The organism is Nonomuraea sp. NPDC047897, assembly GCF_043204415.1.
GTDB lineage: Bacteria > Actinomycetota > Actinomycetes > Streptosporangiales > Streptosporangiaceae > Nonomuraea.
On the sequence record NZ_JBIDCC010000014.1, the window covers coordinates 234,088 to 256,497 of the forward strand.

Here is a 22,410-nt window from a genome sequence, read left to right on the forward strand (position 1 = left end):
AGGCGCGCGGAGGGCAGGTGCCATTCGCAAGAGGAATAGCACTCTTAGGAATAAAGGGCGTCCACTAACAATCTTCGCGAAACGCCCGCTCGACGGCCGGTAGAGTCTCGGAGGCGGGCGGCTTCCCGTCTGCCCGCTATGCCCCTTCTGACGATAATGAGGCGCTGGTATGCGCCCTGGCATGCCATTGACTGGAGTGAGGGTGGACATGGGCGAGATGGCGGCCAGTGGCGCGCGTCCGGCGACGCGCGACAAGACAGGGCGCGGCGTGAGCAAGGCCATGGAGCCCGAGCTGCGCCAGCTGCTGGCCGGGCTGACCGCGGTCCGGGACGGCGACTTCGGCACCCGGTTGCCCGACGACGCGGGCGGCCTGCTCGGCGAGATCGCCCAGGTGTTCAACGGCATGGTCGACCAGCTCTCCCTGTTCACCTCCGAGGTGACCCGAGTGGCCCGCGAGGTGGGCACCGAGGGGCGGCTGGGCGGCCAGGCAGAGGTGCCCGGCGTCTCCGGCACCTGGAAGGACCTCACCGAGTCGGTCAACGCCATGGCCGGCAACCTCACCAGCCAGGTGCGCAGCATCGCCGAGGTCACCACGGCCGTCGCCAAGGGCGACCTGTCGCAGAAGATCACCGTGGACGCCCGCGGCGAGATCCTGGAGCTGAAGAACACCGTCAACACGATGGTCGACCAGCTCTCCTCCTTCGCCGACGAGGTCACCCGCGTCGCCCGCGAGGTCGGCACCGAGGGCCAGCTCGGCGGCCAGGCCGACGTCAAGGGCGTGGCCGGCACCTGGCGCGACCTCACCGACTCGGTCAACTACATGGCCGGCAACCTGACCGCCCAGGTGCGCAACATCTCGCAGGTGGCGACGGCGGTGGCCCGCGGCGACCTGTCACAGAAGATCACCGTCTCGGCCCGGGGCGAGATCCTGGAGCTGAAGAACACCCTCAACACGATGGTCGACCAGCTCTCCTCCTTCGCCGACGAGGTCACCCGCGTCGCCCGCGAGGTCGGCACCGACGGGCGGCTCGGCGGCCAGGCCGACGTCAAGGGCGTCTCCGGCACCTGGAAGGCGCTGACGGAGTCGGTGAACGTCATGGCCGACAACCTCACCGCCCAGGTGCGCAGCATCGCCGAGGTCACCACGGCCGTCGCCAAGGGCGACCTGTCGCAGAAGATCCGGGTCGACGCCCGCGGCGAGATCCTGGAGCTGAAGGAGACCATCAACACGATGGTCGACCAGCTTTCGGCGTTCGCCGACGAGGTCACCCGCGTCGCCCGCGAGGTCGGCACCGAGGGCCAGCTCGGCGGCCAGGCCACCGTGCGCGGCGTGTCGGGCACCTGGAAGGACCTGACGGACAACGTCAACTTCATGGCCTCCAACCTCACCGGGCAGGTGCGGTCCATCGCGCAGGTGGCGACCGCGGTGGCCAAGGGCGACCTCTCGCAGAAGATCAACGTGGAGGCCAAGGGCGAGGTCGCCGCGCTGGCTCAGACGATCAACACGATGGTCGACACGCTGTCGGCGTTCGCCGACGAGGTCACCCGCGTCGCCCGCGAGGTCGGCACCGAGGGCCAGCTCGGCGGCCAAGCCCGGGTGCCGAACGTGGCCGGCACCTGGAAGGACCTCACCGACAACGTCAACTCGATGGCCGACAACCTGACCAACCAGGTGCGCTCCATCGCCCAGGTCACCACGGCCGTCGCCAGGGGCGACCTGACCAGGAAGATCGACGTGGACGCCCGCGGCGAGATCCTGGAGCTCAAGACCACCATCAACACGATGGTCGACCAGCTCTCCTCGTTCGCCGCCGAGGTCACCCGCGTGGCCCGCGAGGTGGGCAGCGAGGGCCGGCTGGGCGGCCAGGCCGAGGTCGAGGGCGTCTCCGGCACCTGGAAGCGGCTCACCGAGAACGTCAACGAGCTGGCCGGCAACCTCACCCGGCAGGTGCGCGCCATCGCCGAGGTGACCAGCGCCGTCACCTCGGGCGACCTGACCCGGTCGATCACCGTCGACGCCGAGGGCGAGCTGGCCGACCTCAAGGACAACATCAACTCGATGGTGGGCTCGCTGCGCGAGACCACGCGGGCCAACCAGGAGCAGGACTGGCTCAAGTCCAACCTGGCCCGCATCTCCAGCCTCATGCAGGGTCACCGCGACCTGTCGGCCGTGGCCGAGCTGGTGATGAACGAGCTGGCGCCGCTCGTCTCGGCCCAGTACGGCGCGTTCTTCCTGGCGGAGGAGGCGTCCGGCGGCGTCGAGCTGGAGCTCATCAGCGCGTACGGCTACAGCGACGACGCCGAGCGGCCGACCCGCTTCAGGCTCGGCCAGTCGCTGGTGGGCCAGGCCGCCCGGGCCCGCCGGACGATCGCGATGGACGACGTGCCGGCCGACTACGTCCGGATCTCCTCGGCCCTCGGCCACACCACCCCCGCCTCCGTCATCGTGCTGCCGATCGTGGTGGAGGAGCAGGTGCTCGGCGTCATCGAGCTGGGCTCGGTCTACGCCTTCACCGCGGTGCACCGGGCGTTCCTCGACCAGTTGATGGAGACCATCGGCGTCAACGTCAACACGATCATCGCCAACGCCCGCACCGACGAGCTGCTCGTGGAGTCGCAGCGGCTCACCGCCGAGCTGCAGGCCCGCTCGGAGGAGCTGCAGAACCAGCAGGAGGAGCTGCAGCGCTCCAACGCCGAGCTGGAGGAGAAGGCGGCGCTGCTGGCCAGCCAGAACCGCGACATCGAGACGAAGAACCTCGAGATCGAGCAGGCCCGTCAGGAGCTGGAGACCCGCGCCCAGCAGCTCGCGCTGGCCTCGAAGTACAAGAGCGAGTTCCTGGCCAACATGAGCCATGAGCTGCGCACCCCGCTCAACAGCCTGCTCATCCTCGCCCAGTTGCTGGCCCAGAACCACACGCGCAACCTCACCCCCAAGCAGGTCGAGTACGCCAGCATCATCCACTCGGCCGGCTCCGACCTGCTCCAGCTCATCAACGACATCCTCGACCTGTCCAAGGTCGAGGCGGGCAAGATGGACATCGCGCCCGAGCGGGTGCCGCTGCGGCAGCTCCTCGACGACATCGAGGCCACCTTCCGCCCGATGACCATGCAGAAGAGCCTCGACTTCGTCGTCTCGACGGCGGCCGGCGTGCCGGTCGACGTGCTGACCGACGACTCCAGGCTCCGCCAGGTCCTGCGCAACCTGCTGTCCAACGCGGTGAAGTTCACCGAGGCGGGCAGCGTCGAGCTGCACATCGAGCCCGCCGGCCCCAGCGAGGTGCCGTCGCCGGTGCGGGCTCATGGCGCGTCCATCGCCTTCCGGATCAAGGACACCGGCATCGGGATCGCCGAGCCGCAGCTCGAAGCAATCTTCGGCGCGTTCCAGCAGGCCGACGGCACCACCAGCCGCAAGTACGGCGGCACCGGGCTGGGCCTGTCGATCAGCCGGGAGATCGCCCAACTGCTCGGCGGCGCGATCACCGCGCAGAGCACCCCGGGCAAGGGCAGCGTGTTCACCCTCTACCTGCCGGTGGCGCGGCCCGACTTCGGCGAGATGTCGGCCGGTGTCGCCGTGGCCGAGCGGCCCGTCGGCAACGACGAGCCGGTGGCCGCCGCCGTCCTGCCGCCCGCCCCGCAGCCGCAGCAGCAGCGGCGCCTGCTGGTGATCGAGGACCGCGACCGGGGCCTGCTGTCGCTGGTGGCCGAGAGCGCGGTGGCCGACCTGGCCAACAACCGCGACCTGGGTGACATGCGCGGCCCGATCGAGGTCGTCACCGCCGTGGGGGTGCAGGAGGCCGCCGCCGCGCTGGCCGCGCAGGCGTACCACTGCATCGTGCTGGAGCTCGACATGGCCGACGGGGCGGCGCTGCGCTTCCTGGAGGACATGGACGGCGACTCGGCTCTGAGCGGCGTCCCGGTGCTGGCCTACAACAACTGGCGGCTGGACCCGCGCCAGGAGTCCGACCTGCAGGCGCGCACCGGCACCCAGCCGCTGGAGCTGCTGTCCAGCCTCGACGAGCTGCGCGAGCGGATCGCGCTGCACCTGTCAGCCGAGGCTCCGGGCGACGTGCTGCCCCTGGTGCGGCACGAGGAGGTGCCTCGGCCGGTCGCCCAGAAGGTGGACGACACGCTGGCCGGGCGCACGGTGCTCGTCGTCGACGACGACGCGCGCAACCTGTACGCGCTCACCGGCATCCTGGAGATCCACGGGATGCAGGTGCTGCACGCCGAGAACGGTCGCAAGGGGATCGAGGTGCTCACCTCGCACCCCGAGATCGACATCGTGCTGATGGACGTCATGATGCCCGAGATGGACGGCTACGCGGCCACCGCCGCCATCCGTCAGATGCCCCAGTACGCCGAACTGCCGATCATCGCGGTGACGGCCAAGGCGATGCCGGGCGACCAGGAGAAGAGCCTCGCCTCCGGTGCGAGCGACTACGTCACCAAGCCCGTGGATGCGAGCGACCTGCTCGCCCGCATCCAGCGCCGGCTGGCGACGTAAGCGCCCGGCGACCTCTCTCCCGCCCAGCAAGAGCCCATCCACCGCCCGAGGAGTAGGACGTGCACGAGCCCGAACAACGCCCTGAGCGGGGCACCGGCCTCGGGCGGCTGGCCGCCACCGTGGAGCGGCTGCGCCGTGAGGTGCGCGAGGCGCACGCCGCCGCCGACGGCCGCGCGCTGATCGAGCTGGCCAAGGGCATCCTGGTGGAGCGGCTGCGCTGCAACCCCGCCGAGGCGGCCCGCCAGCTCGCCGCGCTCGCCGAGCAGACCCAGCTCTCGCAGCTCGAACTCGCCGCCGACATCGTCAACCAGGCGGCCCAGGACCGGCTGACCGAGGTGGCCAGCCAGTTCGTGGTCGCCGCCGTCGAGCCCGGTGAGCCGACTGCGGAGCCGGTCGCCGAGCAGGACGACCCCTCCCTCGCCGTACGGCTGCGCACCGCCGAGAGCGGCGTCCTGGCGGCCCGCGACACCCAGGCGGTCAGCGAGTCGCTGCTCCAGCACGCGCTGGCCCCGCTGGGCGCCACGACGGTCGCCGTGTGGGCCGCCGGCACGGACGGCTCGCTCACCCTGGCGGGCTCGGCCGGGTTCGCCTCCGGGCAGGCCATGCGCTGGCGGTACGTGCCGCCGGGGGTCGCCACGCCCGCCCGTCACGCCCTGGTGGACCGGCGCGCGGTGTGGTTCGACGATCTGGCGGAGGTGGGGCTGCCGTCGATCGGCCACCAGCCGGGCGACCGGTCCGGCCGGGTGACCGTGCCGGCCGGCACCGGCGGGCGCATCCTGGGCGTCCTGGAGATCGGCTGGCCGCATCCCCTCTCACCGCAGCCGCCGGCGATCCAGCGGCAGGTGGAGGCCCTGGCGGAGCTGGTGGCCCACACGCTGGAGTCGCATCCGGTGATCGCGCCGCAGCCGCCCGACATCGAGCTGGTGGACCTGGCCAACGGGCTGCACGACCCCGCGCTCATCCTGCGCCCGCACCTGACCGGCGAGGGCGACCTGGCCGACTTCCGCATCCAGCACACCAACGCCAACTTCGTCGACTTCGCCGGCCGCCCGCGCAGCGCCGTCAGCGGCGCGCTGATGCTGGAGGCCTATCCGATGGCCGCCGGCGAGGGCGGGCTGTACGAGAAGATCGAGCACGTCCACGCCACCGGTGAGCCGTTCCGGGCCGAGCGGATGCCGCTCACGGCGCTGATCGACGAGGTGCCGCTGACCGCCATCGCCGACATCAGCATCAGCCGGCACGGCGAGAGCGTGCTGCTGATCTGGCGTGTCCTGGACGAGGCGGCCCGGGTGGCCGGTCTGCTCCAGCACGCCCAGCGGCTGGGCCGCATCGGCGGCTTCGAGGAGAACCTCGCCACCGGCGAGATCACCTGGAACGCCCAGCTCTACACCCTGCTGGGCCGGCCGCCCACCGCCAGCCCCATCTCCCTGCAACTGCTGCCGCAGCACGCCCACCCCGACGACGCGATCGGCATCGGCCGGTTCCTGCGGACGCTGCTGCACCACCACCTGCCCGCGTCCACGGCCTTCCGGATGCAGCGCTCCGACGGGGTCTCCCGGCACATCCGGGTGGTCGCCGAGCCGGTGCTGGACGCCCACGGCGACCTGCTGAGCATCCGAGGCGCGTACCAGGACATTTCTGCACAACACTGGACAGAGGTGGCGCTGGCCGCCACGCGCGACCAGCTCGCCCACTCCGAGCAGCAGGCCGCCGAGCGCAACCGCCTCGCGCTGCAGCTCCAGCAGGCCATCATGCCGCCAACACACGGCCCGATCGAGGCGTTCGACCTGAAGATCGCCGTACGGTACCGGCCGGCCGAGGAGGAGCACCTCGTCGGCGGCGACTGGTACGACTGCGTGATCCTGCCGTCCAAGCAGGTGCTGCTGTCGGTCGGCGACGTGGCCGGCCACGGCATCGACGCGGCCACCGGCATGGTCATCCTGCGCAACGCGCTGCGCGGCCTGGCCGCCACGGGGGCGGGCCCCGCGCAACTGCTGACCTGGCTCAACCTCGTCGCCCACCACCTGACCGAGCAGGTCACCGCCACGGCCATCTGCGCGCTGTTCGACCCGGAGACCCGGACGCTGCGCTGGGCCCGGGCCGGCCACTTCCCGCCGATCATGGTCCGCCGGGACGAGGCGCGGGAGCTGCCGATGATCGACGGCGTGCTCCTCGGCGCGCTGTCCGAGGCGCACTACGAGGAGGGCAGCGTCCGGCTGGAGAAGGAGGACGTCCTGCTCATGTACACCGACGGCCTGATCGAGCGCAAGGACCGCAGCCTGGAGCAGTCTCAGCGGCAACTCCTCAGCGTGGCCACGACCGCCGTTCCGTCGCTGGAGCAGCGGCTCGACCACCTGCTCACCTACAGCAAGTCCGACACCGACGACGACACGTGCGTCATCGGCATCCAGCTCCGCTGACCGGGGGTCAGACGATCCACGGCGGCACGCCGTAGTCGCCGTCGCCGTCGGCCGCGAGCGCCCTCGCGCCGGCGGGCGCGGTGACGACGGCGGCGTACCCCTCGTCCGGATCGGCCAGCACGCGCCGGACGGTCCTCGCCGGCATCACCACGGTGTCGCCGGCCGCGACCTGGTGGGTCTCGCCGCCCAGCTCGACGGTGGCCGCCCCGCTCAGCCAGGTCCACACCTGCTCGACGTCGAAGTCGTGCGCCGGGCCCTCGGCTCCCGGCTTGGCGTCCACCCGCCACAGCGACCGGGAGGCACCGCCCTGGGTGGGCGAGGCGAACGTGGTCATCACCCCGTTCGCCGTCTCCGACCTGCGCGCCTCGGCGCCACGAATGACAGTCATGCCCTGCTCCCCTACAATAGACAAAGAAGTTGTCCATATAGTTAACCAGGTTGTCTATCGTGTCAAGTGACCCTCCCGGCTTCGAACTGCCGCTCCTGCTCCTCCTGGGCTTCCGCGTGCTCATCGACGAGCTGCACGACGAGCTGGCCCGCCAGGGCCATCCCGAGCTGCGGCCCATGCACGGCTTCGTCATGCAGGCCATCGGCCACGGCACCACCGCCGTGGAGCTCGGCCGTACGCTCGGCGTGTCCAAACAGGCGGCCGGCAAGACCATCGAGACCCTGGAACGGACCGGGCACGTCGAGCGCGCCGTCGACCCGGCCGACAGCCGGCGCAAGCTCGTCCGGCTCACCCCGCGCGGCCTCGACGCCCTCACCCGCTCCGCCCGCGTCTTCGACGCGCTCCGCCGCCGCTGGGCCGACCAGCTCGGCGCGGACCGCCTGCTCGCCCTGGAGGCCGACCTGCGCAAGGTCACCCCGCCCGACCTGTTCCGCCTGGACATGCCGGGCTGGTTCGGCACCCTCTGACCGCACACCCGAACCCGACCCGCACACCCGCACGCCTCGAACGACCCGGACCCACTCGCACGACCCGGACCTACTCGGACGGCCCGAATCCACTCGGACGACCCGAACCCACTTGCACGACCCGAACCCGCTCGGACGACCCGAACCCGCTCGGACGGCCCGGAGGACGGTCAGCCGGTGGCGGCCACGCCGGTCAGGCGGCGAGCTGGAGGCCCAGGCCGGTGAGGTTGGTGCGGGCCCAGTCGAGCTCCTGCGCCAGCACCGACACCAGCGCCCCAGGCCCCTTGGCCCGTCCCGGAACGATCAGGTTGTGCGTCTCCACCTCGATGTGGGCGTTGCCGCTCACCGCCCCCGACAGCATCGCCGTCAGCGTGTCGTGCAATACCGCACCCGTGCTGGGCGTCTCGCCGGTGTGGTTGTGCACGTGGCCCAGCTTGACCACCGGCGCTCCCGCGGCGGCCAGCCCGCGCAGGGTCTCCCCCGCCTCCTCGGAGCCACCCGCGAGATGGCAGGCGTCGAGACAGACACCCAAATGCTCGGAGTCGATCCCGCAGACCCGCTCCAGCGCCTGCTCGGTGGTCTCCAGCACGCATCCCGGCCACGGCTCGAACCCGACGCGGATCGTCTTGCCGGTCACGCTGTAGATGCCGCGCAACTCGCGCGCCAGGCGCTCCAGGCGGCGGGTGGCGATGGCGTGCAGGTCGGCCGGCCAGTCGCGCCGCCAGCCGATCGGGATGGTGGAGATGCTGCCGAACCGTACGTCCTCCGGCAGCAGGAACGCCAGGATCTTGGCCAGCGCCATCGTGTAGCGGTAGCGCTCGGGCTTGGCCCAGTCGGGCCCCGGCACCTCCTGGTTGCGGCCGCCGGTGCCGTTGAGGCTGACGACCTCCAGGCCACGCTCCTCCAGGGAGCGGCGCAGCCGTACGAGCTCGATCCGGTCGGCCGTGAGGTGGTCGGCCACGGTGGGCGACAGCCACAGACCGATGCCCATCCGCTCCACCCCGAGCCGCTTGCGCACCGGCACCGCGTAGCGGGTCAGGTGCGCGATCAGGTTCTCCAGATCCTCGGCTGGGTGTACACCCGCGTTGTAGGCGAGGTGAACGAGCGTTCCGTCGTCGTGACGCAGGCGCATCGGTTCCTCCACGGCTTGAGCTTGTCGCGTCCCAGCGCCCGTCTCGGGATCGCGCGGGACCTGTCGAGCTTGCCCGATCGGGGCGAAGCAACGCGTCCGCCCTGGGTTGACTGCCGCGTACTCCCCAGGGAGCAGCCTCACCCCAGACAAGCGATCTAGTGGCCTACTTGGGACAGGCTTGGCAGCGCTCTACGCAGTGTAGTACTACTCGGCGTCGCAAATCACCTTTCCGTCCAACGATTCGGCAACGCCGCCGCACTGCGTGACGAGCCGCCCACCGTGCGGCCGCGCACCGCGACACCCGCCGGCCCCACGAGAGCTCGCGAGGGCCGGGTCGCACGTACATTTTTATGATGAACCTAGTTTTCCTATTGACACAGACTTAGGTTCGTCATAAATTTAGGCCATCGCGAACGAGAGGAACCCCGTGAACCTGCGCGTAACCCCCACGTCCACCAAGGTCAAGTCCGGCAACAACAGTGACCAGTACGGCGGCAGCATCCGCACCAACCCCCGTCCCGTCCCGCCCAGGCTGCTGCGCGGCAAGAAGGGCCGCTGAGGAGGACCGTTGCACCCTTCCCCCCACCCCCACCCCGAGGTGCTCGCCACCACCAGGACCCGTGCCCAGGCCCCGGGCACGCCCGGCCTGCCCGTCCATACCCAGGCACACCCCTTCTCGGCGGCGGCCACGGCCGTCGGAGCGGACGTCGCCCTCCGCCTCCACGAAGGCGCGCTCCCCGCCGCGCACCAGGCGATGCCGGCGGGGCCGCTCCGCCCCGCCACACTGCGGCGCCGCCTCGCGGCTGACCCGCGAGTGCCGTACTCCCGCGATCGGCCACCACGACGAGACAGGACCCCCCGTTGACGCGGAAACGGTGAACCCGGGCCGCCTCTCGTCCGACTGTGCAGGGTGACGGGAGGACGAGATGACCGATGAGCTGCTGGTGGTACGCGCCCAGTTGGGCGAGCGCGCCGCCCTGGCCGAGCTGGTCGCGCGTTGGCGGGTGCCGGTGTGGACGTACGCGCGGCGCATGCTGGACGCCGAGCGGGCCGACGACGTGACCCAGGAGATCTGGCTCGCCGTGGTCCGCGGCCTGCCCCGGCTGCGTGACCCCGGCAGGTTCGCGCCATGGCTGTTCACGATCGCCCGCCGGTCGGTGGCCGACCGGCTGCGCGGCCAGTACGCCTCGGAGCACGAGGCACTCGCTGACGGCGACGCAACCGTCAGCGACCCGGTCGAGGCCATCGTGGACCGCGCCGAGCTGGTGAGCGCCCTGTCCGGACTGCCGCTGCTGGAACGGGAGATCCTCGTGCTGTTCTATCTCGAGGACCTGTCGGTGGAGGACTGCGCGCAGATCTGCCAGGTCCCCTCCGGCACGGTCAAGTCCCGGCTCAACCGCGCCCGTCGCCTGCTGCGTGAGCACCTGGAGACGAAGGGATACCTGCCATGACCGAGGAGCGGCCGCGCCTGTCGGCGCGGGAGATGATCGAACGGCTCGAACCGTCGCTGTCGCCGTGGCGGCGCGTGCGGGCCTTGGTGGCGCTGCTGGCCGGGCTGACCGGCGTGGTGTTCGTGACCGGGCTGTGGTGGACCGAGCCCGGCCCACTCCCGGACCGCACCCACCTGGCGTTCGCACTGTTCACCGGGTGCTGCCTGGCCTGGACCGGCTACGGGTGCTGGCTCCTGACCCGCCGGGTGCCGCTGTTCGCCACCGACCGGGTGGTCGCCGCCTGGATCGGCGTGACCGCCTCGGCGGCCACCACCGCGCTCGTCGCCGCTGTCGCCCTCCAGCGCGGCACCGGCCCTGGGCCAGCCCTGGCGGTCGGCGGCCTGTTCGTCGCGGCGGCGCTGGTGCTGGCCGTACGGGCCCATGCCCGCCGGACGGCGCTGCTACGCCGCCTGCGCGAGCTGACCGGCGAGGAGGGCGGCGAGGCCAGCGGCTCAGGCGAGGCGCACCGCCCCGGAGACGAGTAGGCCAGGCACGAGCCGCGGGAGCGGCGGGCACTGGGTCAGGCCGCCGCCGAGTTGCCCCGGACCAGGCGAAGCCGGCCAGCAGACCGCGCGAAGCCGGCCAGCCGGACCACGCGAGGCCGGTGCCTGCGCCGGGAGATGCGAAACCCCCGGGTGGAGAATCACCCGGGGGTTTCGGACGGACCTGTGGGTCGTCAGCTCTGAATCGAGCCGGCGATCGCCGCGGCCGAGTCGGGGACCTGCGTGGACGCGTTTTCACCGGTGAAGATGAACTTCGCGTTGTCGCCCTCGCCCTCGATGGTGACCTTGACGACCTGCCCCGGACGGAGCTCGCCGTACAGGATCTTCTCCGACAGCGAGTCCTCCAGCTCCCGCTGGATGGTGCGGCGCAGCGGACGGGCGCCCATCACCGGGTCGTAACCACGGTCGGCGAGCACCTGCTTGGCCTCGGGCGAGACCTCCAGGCCCATGTCGCGGTCCTTGAGCCGGGCGTCGACCTGGGCGAGCATCAGATCCACGATCTGGATGATCTCGACCGGCGTCAGCTGGTGGAAGACCACGATGTCGTCGACACGGTTGAGGAACTCGGGCCGGAAGTGCTGCTTGAGCTCCTCCTGGACCTTGGCCTTCATCCGCTCGTAGTTGGACTCGGTGTCGTTGGACTTGGCGAACCCGACCCCGATGCCCTTGGAGATGTCACGGGTGCCGAGGTTGGTGGTCATGATGATGACCGTGTTCTTGAAGTCGACCACGCGGCCCTGGGCGTCGGTCAGGCGACCGTCCTCCAGGATCTGCAGCAGCGAGTTGAAGATGTCGGGGTGGGCCTTCTCGATCTCGTCGAAGAGGACCACGGAGAACGGCTTGCGCCGCACCTTCTCGGTGAGCTGGCCGCCCTCCTCGTAACCGACGTAGCCGGGAGGCGAGCCGAACAGCCGGGAGACGGTGTGCTTCTCCATGAACTCCGACATGTCCAGGCTGATCAGAGCGTCTTCGTCGCCGAAGAGGAACTCCGCCAGAGCCTTGGACAGCTCGGTCTTACCGACACCGGACGGGCCGGCAAAGATGAAGGAGCCACCCGGGCGACGCGGGTCCTTCAGACCCGCACGGGTGCGGCGGATCGAGCGGGACAGACCCTTGATGGCGTCGTCCTGACCGATGATCCGCTTGTGCAGCTCGTCCTCCATGCGGAGCAGGCGCTGCGACTCCTCCTCGGTCAGCTTGAAGACCGGGATGCCGGTGGCGGTCGCCAGGACCTCGGCGATGAGCTCCTCGGTGACCTCGGCCACGACGTCCATGTCGCCGGCCTTCCACTCCTTCTCCCGCCGCTCGCGCTTGAGCTGGAGCTGCTTCTCCTGGTCGCGGAGGGCAGCCGCCTTCTCGAAGTCCTGCGCGTCGATCGCGGACTCCTTGTCGCGGCGGACGTTGGCGATCTTCTCGTCGTACTCGCGCAGGTCCGGCGGAGCGGTCATCCGGCGGATGCGCATCCGCGAGCCGGCCTCGTCGATGAGGTCGATCGCCTTGTCGGGAAGGTAGCGGTCGCTGATGTAGCGGTCGGCCAGCTGCGCGGCGGCCACCAGCGCACCGTCGGTGATGGACACCCGGTGGTGCGCCTCGTAGCGGTCGCGCAGACCCTTGAGGATCTCGATCGTGTGGCTGAGCGAAGGCTCGGCCACCTGGATCGGCTGGAACCGGCGCTCCAGCGCCGCGTCCTTCTCAAGGTATTTGCGGTATTCGTCCAGGGTCGTGGCACCGATGGTCTGCAGCTCGCCACGGGCCAGCATCGGCTTGAGGATGCTGGCGGCGTCGATCGCGCCCTCGGCGGCACCCGCACCCACGAGCGTGTGCAGCTCGTCGATGAACAGGATGATGTCGCCGCGGGTGCGGATCTCCTTGAGCACCTTCTTCAGGCGCTCCTCGAAGTCGCCGCGGTAGCGCGAACCGGCCACCAGAGCGCCGAGGTCAAGCGTGTAGAGCTGCTTGTCCTTCAGCGTCTCGGGCACCTCACCCCTGACGATCTTCTGGGACAGGCCCTCGACGACGGCGGTCTTGCCGACGCCGGGCTCGCCGATGAGAACGGGGTTGTTCTTGGTCCTCCGGGAGAGGACCTGCATGACCCGCTCGATCTCCTTCTCACGGCCGATCACCGGATCCAGCTTGCCCTCGCGGGCGGCCTGGGTCAGGTTGCGGCCGAACTGGTCGAGCACCAGGGACGTCGACGGGGCCGACTCCTGCGGACCGCCCGCCGCGGCCGGCTCCTTGCCCTGGTAGCCGTGGAGCAACTGGATGACCTGCTGCCTGACACGGTTGAGATCGGCTCCAAGCTTGACCAGCACCTGGGCCGCCACACCCTCACCCTCACGGATGAGCCCGAGCAGGATGTGCTCGGTGCCGATGTAGTTGTGACCCAGTTGCAAAGCCTCACGGAGCGACAGCTCAAGAACCTTCTTGGCCCGCGGGGTGAACGGAATGTGCCCCGACGGAGCCGACTGGCCCTGGCCGATGATCTCCTCGACCTGCTGACGCACACCCTCAAGGCTGATGCCCAGGCTCTCCAGAGCCTTGGCGGCTACGCCCTCTCCTTCATGGATCAAACCAAGAAGAATGTGCTCAGTGCCGATGTAGTTGTGGTTGAGCATCCTGGCTTCTTCTTGCGCCAGGACGACAACCCGCCTCGCTCGGTCGGTGAACCTCTCGAACATCTCGTCGCTCCTCACAGAGCGGTCAGTCAGGCCGGTTAATCCGGTCCCGTCATCCCGCATGCTAGCCCTGGCTCGGCGAACCGTGCCCACTGCCGCTGACACGCTCTATAGCAGAGACGTTCCCCGAGAGCAGGGCGTTCACCCTCTATCCAACTACCGTTCGGGCGTGACGTGTTCCCGATACGCCGCAAGCGAACGATGTTTAGGGGATCTCGGGGAAGCGGTCTCAAATCACCACTTCGGCGCGGGCAGATCAACACGGATCGCCGTCGGACGCTTGAGCGAGCAGACCCAGGGCGGCCCTCGCTCGTACATCGCGGATGTCGCGTCCGTAACCCATACGAACTCATCCTACGTGCCGGACCCAAATCCCCGCCAATCCGATCGAGATAGCCTCCCGCACACCGACCGGCGTCGCGCCCGCCGATACGCCACGCCATTCCCACCGCACCCGCCATCAGTCCACCGCCCCGCGCGTCGCGGGTCGGCCGCGGGGTCGCCCGAGGTTCGTCTCAAGGGCCTCTGGAGGCGGCGGGTCACCGTCTCTCCGACACGCCGGGATTCGCGCGCAAGTGACGCGTGAGATTTCCGCCGGTTACGCGTGAGTGCGTGCGGGAATCGGGCAGTGCCGCGTGGATGAAGTGCCCACAGGTCATGTCGAGTCCGTACGTGCCGCCCCCCGCCACGCATCGGGACGGCTACGACCCGGGCGGCGCAGAAAGGTCGCCGGGGTCGGAACCGCGTGCGGCCCATCGAGAGCACGGATGCCCCCGAACGCGGGCAGGCGACTCACCGCCGCGCCCCGCCCCGCGCGCCTTCTGGCGGGCTCGGGCGCCGGGCGGGGAAACGCACGGGCAGGAGAACGGACGCCGTCGAAGGAACGTGCGAGCCGACGCCGGGTGACGCCGAACAGGCGGGGGGGCCGCGGAGAACCAGCACCCGCAGAGCAGTCGGAAGCCCGAGCGGAACTGAGCCCGAGCGGAACTGAGCCCGAGCGGAACTGAGCCGGAGCAGAGCCGAGCCCGAGCGGAACGGGCGGAGGGGACCCGCGATAACGGAAGCCTGCGAACAACGCGGACCCGGGGAGTACGGGAAACCGTGGCCGGCAATGGCGTGCAGGGCTGTGGGCGCGGGAGGTGAGCGGGCGGTGGACGAAGCGGCGCCCTGGTACGGCGGCTCGGCCGCGACGGCGAGCCCGCCTGGAACGGGACAGGGCGAAGAAACCCGTTTCGCCGGAGTACCGGACGAAAAGACTTGCGCCTACGGCATTCGCGCGCAGGAAGGAGAACGACCGGATGCCCAAAAGCCTGCAAAAGACGGGACATCCGAAGATCATTTACTGTCGAGCTGTCCACTATTTGGGACGACACCCGTAAATGATCATGCGCTTATGGCGTTCGCCGGGGTCCGAGGCGAACGGCATAAGCGCATGGTCGGCGCGAGCGGCCCTCTCAGTGAGCCGCTTCGTACTTCTCCACGACGGTGGAGGCGATACGGCCCCGCTCGCTCACGGGCAGGCCGTGAGCCTTGGCCCACTGACGGATCTCCGAGCTCTTCTCGCGGCTCATCGCACGCTGCCCGCCACGCCCCTTCTTCCGCGTGGACACGGCGCCGGCGCGGCGGGCGTGCTGCACGAAAGGTGAGAGGGCGTCCCTGAGCTTCTTGGCGTTAAGGTCGCTGAGGTCAATCTCATAGGAGGCGCCGTCAATAGCGAAGCTGACCGTCTCATTGGCCTCGCCGCCATCGAGGTCATCGATGAGAATCTCCTGGATCTGCTTGGCCATCTACGCAATCCTTTCCCGGAGCATTGTTCATTCGCTGGCCCAAACATATACCCGAAAAGGCGCGGAGACAATTCAGCGCTGCCAGGATTCCCTGAGTCGCCGATCAGTCGCCCCTACTCGGCCCGATCCCGGTGGTTTGGACGCCGCCAGGACCCCTCGGCGCGCAGCAACTTCACCGCGCCAAAGATGAAGACCCCCCCGACGACCGCCGGCGGGATGAGCGCTGACAATACCTCTGTTACGGCTTGCATTGGTCCTCGCCTCCACAGCGGACAGGGTTTGGCGGGCCGCCCATAATGCCCACGCGGCGCGGCAGAGCATGAGCAGCCCTCATGCAGCACTAGGCGTCAACCGCCTGCACCCGACGATAGCGGCAGCCTCACGGGCTACGCGCGGCAGGGACGCCACATCGGCGGCCCAGATGCCCCATAGCCTAATGCCAGTCTCTCCAGGCTCCTTACCGGATCAAGCGAAAATTTTGCGGAAAGGCGCCCGAGCCGCGACCGCCCCGGTCAACGAAGATCTTTGACGACCAGTGTTCCGGCAAGCCTGTCATGGGGTCCACGCTGCAGCGGCTTGTCGATCAGGATGAGCATCCCGACCGCGAAGGCGAAGATTCCGGCCAGCACATTGACGCCCGGAATGCCCATCAGCATGGCAGGTCCCGCATACACAAGCGAGCGTTTCAGCAGAGCCGGCCGTGGAACGTCGTCCGGGACGACACGAATCCTCATGATCGCCTTGCCGAACGTGCGCCCGCCACGGTAATGGGCGGACCAGTCGTAGCCGGCATAACCCAGCCCCGCGAGCATCCAGGCGAACACGCCGGGCAACCGGCCGTGGAAGACGTCCAGCACCCCGACAGTCCGGAAGACACCCCACAGCGCGATGAACAGAATGTAATAGCAGACCCCGAGGATCAGGCCTTCAATGAGCCGTGCGGTCAGCCGTTCCCACCATTCCGCGGGCACCACGCCCGCCGGCGTCCCGGCCATAACCTCACCCCGCCCATCGGCGAACCCGGCAGGCTCCCATTGTGGTACGGCCCCGGCACACAAAACAGAGGCCGGCCAGCAGCCGACCTCTGTTCGGGTGCCCCGGAGAACTACTTGATCTTCACCACCACCGTTCCGCCGACCTTGTCGGCGAACGTCTGCTGCAGCGGCTTGTCCCAGAGCTGGGAGGCGCCGTTGACGGCCACGACCACCCAGCCGAGCAGGGTCGCGAGGATCGGGATGGGCAGCGCGGTCAGGATGTAACCGCCCCACGTCACCGCGGCCCGCTTGAGCGCCACGTCGGTGGCCAGGCCACCGGGCGGCACCGGCCCGCCGACCGGGACGATCTTGATGCCCATGACCATCTTGCCGACCGTCTGACCCTTGAGCTTCGTCATGAAGAACTCGTAGGCGATGTAGACGGCCGTGAGCACCACCGCCACCAGGACCCCGACCGTGACACTGCTGAGGCCGGACGTGGCCCCGGTGTTCCAGTCGAAGGAGGCGAGGAGGAGCGCCGAGAAGATCACCGTCACCACGAAGGTCACCACGCCGAAGATGACGCCGTCGACGATGCGCGCCACGAGTCGCTGCCACCACTCGGCCAGCGGGGCGGGAGCACCGGGAGGCTGCACGCCGACCGGCTGCCCGTATGCCGTGCCGTAGGCGGGCTGCCCGTAGCCCGGCTGGCCGTACTGACCCGGCTGCCCGTAGCCCGGCTGGCCGTACTGACCGGGCTGACCGGGCTGACCGGGCTGGTCGTAGCCCGGCTGCCCGTAGCCCTGCTGGGGCTGCTGCCCGTACTGCTGGCCGGGCTGGCCGTAGCCCGGCTGCCCGTACTGCTGCCCCGAAGGCGGCTGCTGACCGTAACCGTGCTGCTGGCCCGACGGGTCCTGCTGGCCGTAGCCGTGCTGCTGGCCCGACGGGTCCTGCTGGCCGTAACCCGGCTGCTGCTGACCGTAGCCCGGCTGTCCGTACTGCTGGCCGGGCTGGCCGGGCTGGCCGTAGTCCGGCTGTGAGGCCGGCTGCTGACCGTACTGCGGCTGCTGACCGTAGCCGGGCTGGCCGTAGTCGGGCTGCTGACCGTAACCCGGCTGGGACTGGCCCTGCTGGCCGTAGCCGGGCTGCCCGTACTGCTGGGGCTGGCCGTAGTCGGGCTGCTGGCCATAGCCGGGCTGCGGCTGCTGACCGTGGCCCGGCTGGCCGTAACCCGGCTGCGCGTACTGCTGCCCGGAAGGGTCCTGCTGACCGTAACCGGGCTGCGACTGGCCCTGCTGGCCGTAGCCGGGCTGCCCGTACTGCTGGCCGGGCTGCGCGTACTGCTGGCCGGGCTGGCCGTACTGCTGGGGCTGGCCGGGCTGGCCGTATGAGGGCTGGGCCTGGCCGTAGCCGGGCTGGGACTGCGCCTGCTGCCCGTAGCCGGGCTGGGCGTAGTCGTCGGCCCGGTAGCCCACGATCGTCGCGTCGGGGTCGGCCTCGCCGTGGGGGCGGTTGGGGTTGTGCTGTCCGTAGGGGGGCGACCCGGGAGCGTGCTCGCCGGAATCGTCCTGTGGATACGGCGGCTGTCCGGTGCTCACCGTGTCACCTCGCTTCGCGTGCGCGTGTGGCACGTGTCAGGACACATGCCTGTGCTGCCCAACGTATCGACATAGGTATCAACAATCACCTTTCCTGTTGGTCAAGGCCCGTGTCACCCGATGTCAGGTGGAGCAGCATGCGGGTGTTGCCCAGGGTGTTCGGCTTGACGTGTTCGAGATCGAGAAACTCGGCCACACCCTCGTCGTACGAGGCCAGGAGTTCGGCATAGACCTCGGGTGAGACGGGGGTGCCCTGAATCGGACGGAACCCGTGCCTGGCGAAGAAGTCGACCTCGAAAGTCAGGCAGAAAACCCGCCTGAGCCCCAGATCCCTCGCCGTGCGGATCAACGCGGAGACGATCCGGTGGCCGATCCCCAGGCCCCGGGACGCGGGGTCCACGGCGACCGTGCGGATCTCGGCCAGATCCTCCCAGAGAACGTGCAGCGCGCCACACCCGACGACCTGCCCGCTCCGCTCGGCCACCCAGAACTCCTGGACGTCCTCGTACAGCGTGACAGTGGCCTTCTCCAGAAGGCGTGGACCCGCACCGGCGTAGGTGTCGACCAGGCGCCTGATGGTCCTGACGTCGGACGTGCGGGCGCGCCGCACCACGACTTCGGTGTCAGGGACTGTCACTTCGGCGACCTGCTCCATGGGTTACCAGCGTACAGATCCCATTACGGCTCCTACCAAAATCCCACCTGTCCGCTCCATCCGGCATATCGCTCTGGCCTACACGAGTCACCCCACCTGCGACCCAACCACGGGCAAACAGGGCGTAAAGTCGCCCATGGGTGAAGGGACAGGACACCACCTTGTGACTCTTCGGTGGCTGAACCTCTACAGACTTGGCAGTTCTGGTTGAGCACCAACCCAACGTGCACTAGTGTCCAGCGACGATGTCACCCGCGCGTCCCGCGTGGAGACGCGCCCAATCCCCGTGCGGGGAACCGGGGACCCGCCGGTGGCCGGTGCGCCATCTGGGGTGAGTCCGAGCTCCGGCTCGGTAGGGCTGCTCCGGCCCGAACCCGTCAGCTAACCCGGTAGGCGTCGATGAGAGGAGCCGATTGGTGAAGCGTACGCGCGGTCGCGAGAGGACCTCAGCGGGCACCCACGCCCGCCCTCCGCATCAGACCGGCCCGCGCCGTCTCGCCCTACTCGGCACCGCCCTCGTCGCCGCCACGGCCCTGTTCGCCGGCGCCGGGGCGGCCCCGGCCGCCGCCGATCCCGAGCCGTCCCTCAACTCGCTCGCCAAGCAGGTCGAGCAGATGCACGTGGACATCGAGAAGCTGGCCGAGCAGTACAACGCCCAGCGGGAGAAACTCAAGACCGCCCAGAAGACCGCCGAGGCCGCCAAGAAGACGCTGGCGACCAGCGAGGCCGACCTGGCGGCCAAGCGGACCAAGGCCGCCCAGATGGTCGAGAGCCAGTACATCTCCGGCGTCATGGGGCGGGCCCTGCCCTTCCTGAGCGCCGGCGACCCCGAGCGGTTCCTCGACCACGCCGCCACCTCCTACGCGCTGGCCCAGCAGCAGACCGAGCAGCTCAAACAGGTCCTCGACGCCATGGAGTCGGCCAGGCGGGCCAGAGACGAGGCCAAGACCCACATGGAGGAGGTCGGCGAGCTCGTCAGCGACCTCAGCGCCAAGCGTGCCAAGATCGTGAAGATGGTCGCCAAGGTCGAGAGCAACCTCTACCGGCGGGCGGTCGGCGAAGCCGGCCGGCCGGGCACCAGGGCCACGCGCGTCAGCCTGCCCGTGGTCGGCTCGGGCAAGGCCGCCGAGGCCGCCCGCTGGGCGCTCACGCAGCAGCTCAAGCCGTACGTCTGGGGCGCCGAGGGGCCCAGCTCCTACGACTGCTCCGGCCTGGTCATGGCGGCCTACCAGCGGGTCGGCATCTCGCTGCCGCACTACACCGGCAGCCAGTGGACCGCCGGCCGGCACATCTCCAAGGACGAGCTGCGCGCCGGCGACCTGGTCTTCTTCTACAACGACCTGCACCACGTCGGCATCTACATCGGCGGCGGGCTGATGGTCCACGCGCCGCGCACGGGTGACGTGGTGCGCGTGGCCTCGATCGCCCGGCGTCCGTACGCGGGAGCCGTCCGCGTCGCCGACTGAGGCGCCATCCGGGCGGCGGCGGGACACCGGAGTGCCCCGCCGCCCGCGCTCAGTGGGCCGGCTTGACCAGCGGGAAGAGGATCGTCTCGCGGATGTTCCGGCCGGTGAACGCCATGATCATCCGGTCGATGCCGGCGCCCATGCCGCCCGTCGGCGGCATGGCGTACTCCAGGGCCTGCAGGAAGTCCTCGTCGAGCTGCATGGCCTCGACGTCGCCGCCGGCGGCCAGCAGCGACTGCTCGACCAGGCGGCGGCGCTGCTCGATCGGGTCGTTGAGCTCGGAGTAGGCGGTGCCCAGCTCGGTGCCGAACCCGATCAGGTCCCACTTCTCGGTGAGCAGCGGGTCGTCGCGGTGGGTGCGGGCGAGCGGCGAGGTCTCAAGCGGGTAGTCCATGACGAACGTGGGCTGCACGAGCTTGTGCTCGACCAGCTCCTCGAACAGCTCCTGCACGACCTTGCCCTGCCCCCACTTGGGGTCCCAGTGGACGTCGTGCTTGTCGGCGAGCACGCGCACCCGCTCCAGCGGGGTGCCGGTGGTGACCTCCTCGCCGACCGCGTCGGAGACCAGGGTGTAGAGGGGGACGCGCGGCCACCGCTCCAGGCCGAGATCGATCTCGGTGTCGCCGTGCCTGACCACCGTGGTGTCGAGCGCGGCGACGACGGCCTTCTGGTACATCCGCTGCGTCAGGTCGGCCATGTCGTGGTAGTCGAGGTAGGTGCCGTAGGCCTCGAGCATGGTGAACTCGGGGTTGTGCGTGGAGTCGGCGCCCTCGTTGCGGAAGTTGCGGTTGACCTCGAAGACCTTCTCGATGCCGCCGACGACCAGCCGCTTGAGGTAGAGCTCGATCGCGATGCGAAGGTAGAGCTCCATGTCGTAGGCGTTGATGTGGGTCCTGAACGGCCGGGCCGCCGCGCCGCCGTGGATCGGCTGGAGCATCGGCGTCTCGACCTCCAGGTAGCCCTCCTCGTGCCAGAAGTCACGTACGGCGCGCACGGTGGCGCTGCGCAGGCGGGCCATCTGCCGGGCCTCGTCGTTGACGATGAGGTCGACGTAGCGCTGCCGGACGCGGGCCTCGGGGTCGGTGAGGCCGATGTGCTTCTCCGGCAGGGGGCGCAGGCACTTGGCGGTGAGCTCCCAGCGCTCGGCGAGGACGGACAGCTCCCCGCGGCGAGAAGTGATCACCTCGCCCACCACGCCCACGTGGTCGCCCAGGTCGACGTCGCGCTTCCAGGCGGCGAGAGACTCCTCGCCCACCTTGTCGAGCGAGATCATGACCTGGAGGTCGCCGCTGCCGTCGCGCAGCGTGGCGAAGCAGAGTTTGCCGCCCACCCGGTTGAGCATCACGCGGCCCGCGACCGCGACCGTGTCGCCGGTGGCGGTGTCGGGATCGAGGCCCTGATGGCGCTCCCGGACCTCGGCGTTGGTCGCGGTGCGCGGGAAGTTGACCGGGTAAGGATCGACGCCCTCGCTGCGAAGGCGGTCGAGCTTCTCCCTCCGGATTCGCATCTGCTCGGGAAGTTCGTCGCTCACACCATCAAAGCGTAGGGGATATGGCGAACTGCAAGGGCTCGTCGGCCCCCTGAAGGGTCTCCGCAGGGGCGGTGCAAGGACTTTCGCGTACCCATGACGCAGGGACTCCGGGGGGGACCGGCAGGGCGCCGGCCCGGTGCGAGTCCGAGGAGAGACCATGATGAAGAAGATCGCGACCGGTGTCCTGGCCGTCGCGGCCACCACCGCGATGGCGCTGTCGCTGCCCTCCGCCGCCGGCGCCACCACCTCGGCCACCACCTCGGCCACCGCGACGTCCTCCGGGTACGACTTCGCCGACTCCTGGGGGCCCGTCCACGCCAAGCACGGCCTGGCCAAGGCGCAGGGCTGGATCGGCGTCGAGTGGGACGACGAGCAGGAGTCCAACACGGTCCACGTCAAGGGCCGGCTGTACGACCTGGACAACCGGACCTACGCCAAGGGCGGCAAGTGCGCGTACGTGAAGTTCCAGGCGAGCGACTTCGACCACCACTGGTCCACCGTCTCCACCAAGAAGCACTGCGGCTTCCCCGGCTACAAGAAGTTTCACGTCCAGGCCGACGAGGTCTTCAGCCTGCGGGCCAAGGTCTGCCAGGTGAGCCCGCACGGCTCGCACGTCACCAGGTGCGGCCACTGGAGCTATCTCTACACCGCCGAGTCGGACTAGCCCCAAGGCCGTGAAGTTTGGGTTGTGGTGCGGCTGTCAAGTCGGCCGGAACAGGCAACGGAGTTCCTGCTAGAACGGTGTCGACCAAGATCACCG

General features: G+C 69.7%; 16 protein-coding genes and 1 riboswitch. Of the genes, 8 read left to right on the forward strand and 8 right to left on the reverse strand.

The features are described from left to right. Nucleotides 1–181: 181 nt before the first annotated feature. Both ACGF0J_RS29705 and ACGF0J_RS29710 read left to right on the forward strand, forming a co-directional pair. Complete coding sequence (locus ACGF0J_RS29705) at nucleotides 182–4,504, forward strand: HAMP domain-containing protein (protein ID WP_393150965.1); 4,323 nt, start codon at nucleotides 182–184, stop codon at nucleotides 4,502–4,504. A gap of 59 nt (nucleotides 4,505–4,563) precedes the next feature. Next, nucleotides 4,564–6,924 (forward strand): SpoIIE family protein phosphatase, encoded by a 2,361-nt coding sequence (locus tag ACGF0J_RS29710; protein ID WP_393150968.1) that lies wholly within the window; start codon nucleotides 4,564–4,566, stop codon nucleotides 6,922–6,924. Nucleotides 6,925–6,931: 7 nt separating this feature from the next. Here ACGF0J_RS29710 and ACGF0J_RS29715 read toward each other — a convergent pair whose 3' ends face one another. Further along, the gene (locus tag ACGF0J_RS29715) at nucleotides 6,932–7,312 is read right to left on the reverse strand and encodes a cupin domain-containing protein (protein ID WP_393150970.1); all 381 of its coding nucleotides are present in this window, start codon (nucleotides 7,310–7,312) and stop codon (nucleotides 6,932–6,934) included. A gap of 59 nt (nucleotides 7,313–7,371) precedes the next feature. On the opposite strand from ACGF0J_RS29715, the gene ACGF0J_RS29720 reads away from it, so the two are divergent. Further along, nucleotides 7,372–7,839, forward strand: coding sequence for a MarR family winged helix-turn-helix transcriptional regulator (locus ACGF0J_RS29720; protein ID WP_393150972.1), 468 nt, complete (start codon nucleotides 7,372–7,374; stop codon nucleotides 7,837–7,839). Between the two features lie 193 nt (nucleotides 7,840–8,032). On the opposite strand, the gene ACGF0J_RS29725 is transcribed toward ACGF0J_RS29720, so the two are convergent. Continuing rightward, nucleotides 8,033–8,971 (reverse strand): TIM barrel protein, encoded by a 939-nt coding sequence (locus tag ACGF0J_RS29725; RefSeq protein ID WP_393150974.1) that lies wholly within the window; start codon nucleotides 8,969–8,971, stop codon nucleotides 8,033–8,035. 427 nt (nucleotides 8,972–9,398) lie between these two features. On the opposite strand from ACGF0J_RS29725, the gene ACGF0J_RS29730 reads away from it, so the two are divergent. From ACGF0J_RS29730 to ACGF0J_RS29740, 3 genes are all read left to right on the forward strand, one after another. Then, the gene (locus tag ACGF0J_RS29730) at nucleotides 9,399–9,530 is read left to right on the forward strand and encodes a hypothetical protein (protein WP_393150976.1); all 132 of its coding nucleotides are present in this window, start codon (nucleotides 9,399–9,401) and stop codon (nucleotides 9,528–9,530) included. 367 nt (nucleotides 9,531–9,897) lie between these two features. Continuing rightward, the gene (locus ACGF0J_RS29735; RefSeq protein ID WP_393150978.1) at nucleotides 9,898–10,422 is read left to right on the forward strand and encodes an RNA polymerase sigma factor; all 525 of its coding nucleotides are present in this window, start codon (nucleotides 9,898–9,900) and stop codon (nucleotides 10,420–10,422) included. Continuing rightward, complete coding sequence (locus tag ACGF0J_RS29740; protein WP_393150980.1) at nucleotides 10,419–10,946, forward strand: hypothetical protein; 528 nt, start codon at nucleotides 10,419–10,421, stop codon at nucleotides 10,944–10,946. The genes ACGF0J_RS29735 and ACGF0J_RS29740 overlap by 4 nt, the downstream gene beginning before the upstream one ends. Before the next feature lie 191 nt (nucleotides 10,947–11,137). On the opposite strand, the gene ACGF0J_RS29745 is transcribed toward ACGF0J_RS29740, so the two are convergent. The 5 genes from ACGF0J_RS29745 to ACGF0J_RS29765 all read right to left on the reverse strand — a co-directional run bounded on the left by ACGF0J_RS29745 (nucleotide 11,138) and on the right by ACGF0J_RS29765 (nucleotide 18,653). Further along, nucleotides 11,138–13,642, reverse strand: a complete 2,505-nt coding sequence (locus ACGF0J_RS29745; protein ID WP_393150982.1) for an ATP-dependent Clp protease ATP-binding subunit — start codon at nucleotides 13,640–13,642, stop codon at nucleotides 11,138–11,140. Between the two features lie 1,451 nt (nucleotides 13,643–15,093). Continuing rightward, complete coding sequence (locus ACGF0J_RS29750) at nucleotides 15,094–15,426, reverse strand: Lsr2 family protein (protein WP_185083627.1); 333 nt, start codon at nucleotides 15,424–15,426, stop codon at nucleotides 15,094–15,096. Nucleotides 15,427–15,938: 512 nt separating this feature from the next. After that, a complete protein-coding gene (locus ACGF0J_RS29755) occupies nucleotides 15,939–16,421 on the reverse strand; it encodes an RDD family protein (RefSeq protein WP_393150984.1) in 483 nt (160 codons plus the stop codon). 110 nt (nucleotides 16,422–16,531) lie between these two features. Beyond that, nucleotides 16,532–17,998 carry an RDD family protein gene (locus tag ACGF0J_RS29760; protein ID WP_393150986.1) on the reverse strand — a complete coding sequence of 489 codons (1,467 nt, stop codon included), beginning with the start codon at nucleotides 17,996–17,998 and terminating at the stop codon, nucleotides 16,532–16,534. 85 nt (nucleotides 17,999–18,083) lie between these two features. After that, nucleotides 18,084–18,653 (reverse strand): amino-acid N-acetyltransferase, encoded by a 570-nt coding sequence (locus ACGF0J_RS29765; RefSeq protein ID WP_393150988.1) that lies wholly within the window; start codon nucleotides 18,651–18,653, stop codon nucleotides 18,084–18,086. Nucleotides 18,654–18,917: 264 nt separating this feature from the next. Continuing rightward, nucleotides 18,918–19,064: riboswitch (cyclic di-AMP (ydaO/yuaA leader) on the forward strand. 5 nt (nucleotides 19,065–19,069) lie between these two features. Here ACGF0J_RS29765 and ACGF0J_RS29770 point away from each other — a divergent pair. Next, a complete protein-coding gene (locus ACGF0J_RS29770) occupies nucleotides 19,070–20,119 on the forward strand; it encodes an NlpC/P60 family protein (RefSeq protein ID WP_393150990.1) in 1,050 nt (349 codons plus the stop codon). A gap of 49 nt (nucleotides 20,120–20,168) precedes the next feature. Here the strand turns inward: ACGF0J_RS29770 and lysX are convergent, their stop codons facing one another. Further along, entirely contained in the window at nucleotides 20,169–21,626 is a 1,458-nt protein-coding gene (lysX, locus tag ACGF0J_RS29775; protein ID WP_393151010.1) for a bifunctional lysylphosphatidylglycerol synthetase/lysine--tRNA ligase LysX, read from the reverse strand. Between the two features lie 181 nt (nucleotides 21,627–21,807). Between lysX and ACGF0J_RS29780 the strand changes: the two genes are divergently transcribed. Further along, nucleotides 21,808–22,314: a hypothetical protein gene (locus ACGF0J_RS29780; protein ID WP_393150992.1), complete on the forward strand. Its 507-nt coding sequence runs from the start codon at nucleotides 21,808–21,810 to the stop codon at nucleotides 22,312–22,314. The last annotated feature ends 96 nt before the right edge of the window (nucleotides 22,315–22,410 follow it).

Coding starts and splice junctions, on each gene's coding strand:
- lysX (WP_393151010.1), bottom strand. CDS start 21,626: ATGCGAATCCGGAGGGAGAAGCTCGACCGCCTTCGCAGCGAGGGCGTC.
- ACGF0J_RS29715 (WP_393150970.1), bottom strand. CDS start 7,312: ATGACTGTCATTCGTGGCGCCGAGGCGCGCAGGTCGGAGACGGCGAAC.
- ACGF0J_RS29735 (WP_393150978.1), top strand. CDS start 9,898: ATGACCGATGAGCTGCTGGTGGTACGCGCCCAGTTGGGCGAGCGCGCC.
- ACGF0J_RS29765 (WP_393150988.1), bottom strand. CDS start 18,653: ATGGAGCAGGTCGCCGAAGTGACAGTCCCTGACACCGAAGTCGTGGTG.
- ACGF0J_RS29755 (WP_393150984.1), bottom strand. CDS start 16,421: ATGGCCGGGACGCCGGCGGGCGTGGTGCCCGCGGAATGGTGGGAACGG.
- ACGF0J_RS29750 (WP_185083627.1), bottom strand. CDS start 15,426: ATGGCCAAGCAGATCCAGGAGATTCTCATCGATGACCTCGATGGCGGC.
- ACGF0J_RS29740 (WP_393150980.1), top strand. CDS start 10,419: ATGACCGAGGAGCGGCCGCGCCTGTCGGCGCGGGAGATGATCGAACGG.
- ACGF0J_RS29725 (WP_393150974.1), bottom strand. CDS start 8,971: ATGCGCCTGCGTCACGACGACGGAACGCTCGTTCACCTCGCCTACAAC.
- ACGF0J_RS29780 (WP_393150992.1), top strand. CDS start 21,808: ATGATGAAGAAGATCGCGACCGGTGTCCTGGCCGTCGCGGCCACCACC.
- ACGF0J_RS29705 (WP_393150965.1), top strand. CDS start 182: ATGCCATTGACTGGAGTGAGGGTGGACATGGGCGAGATGGCGGCCAGT.
- ACGF0J_RS29745 (WP_393150982.1), bottom strand. CDS start 13,642: ATGTTCGAGAGGTTCACCGACCGAGCGAGGCGGGTTGTCGTCCTGGCG.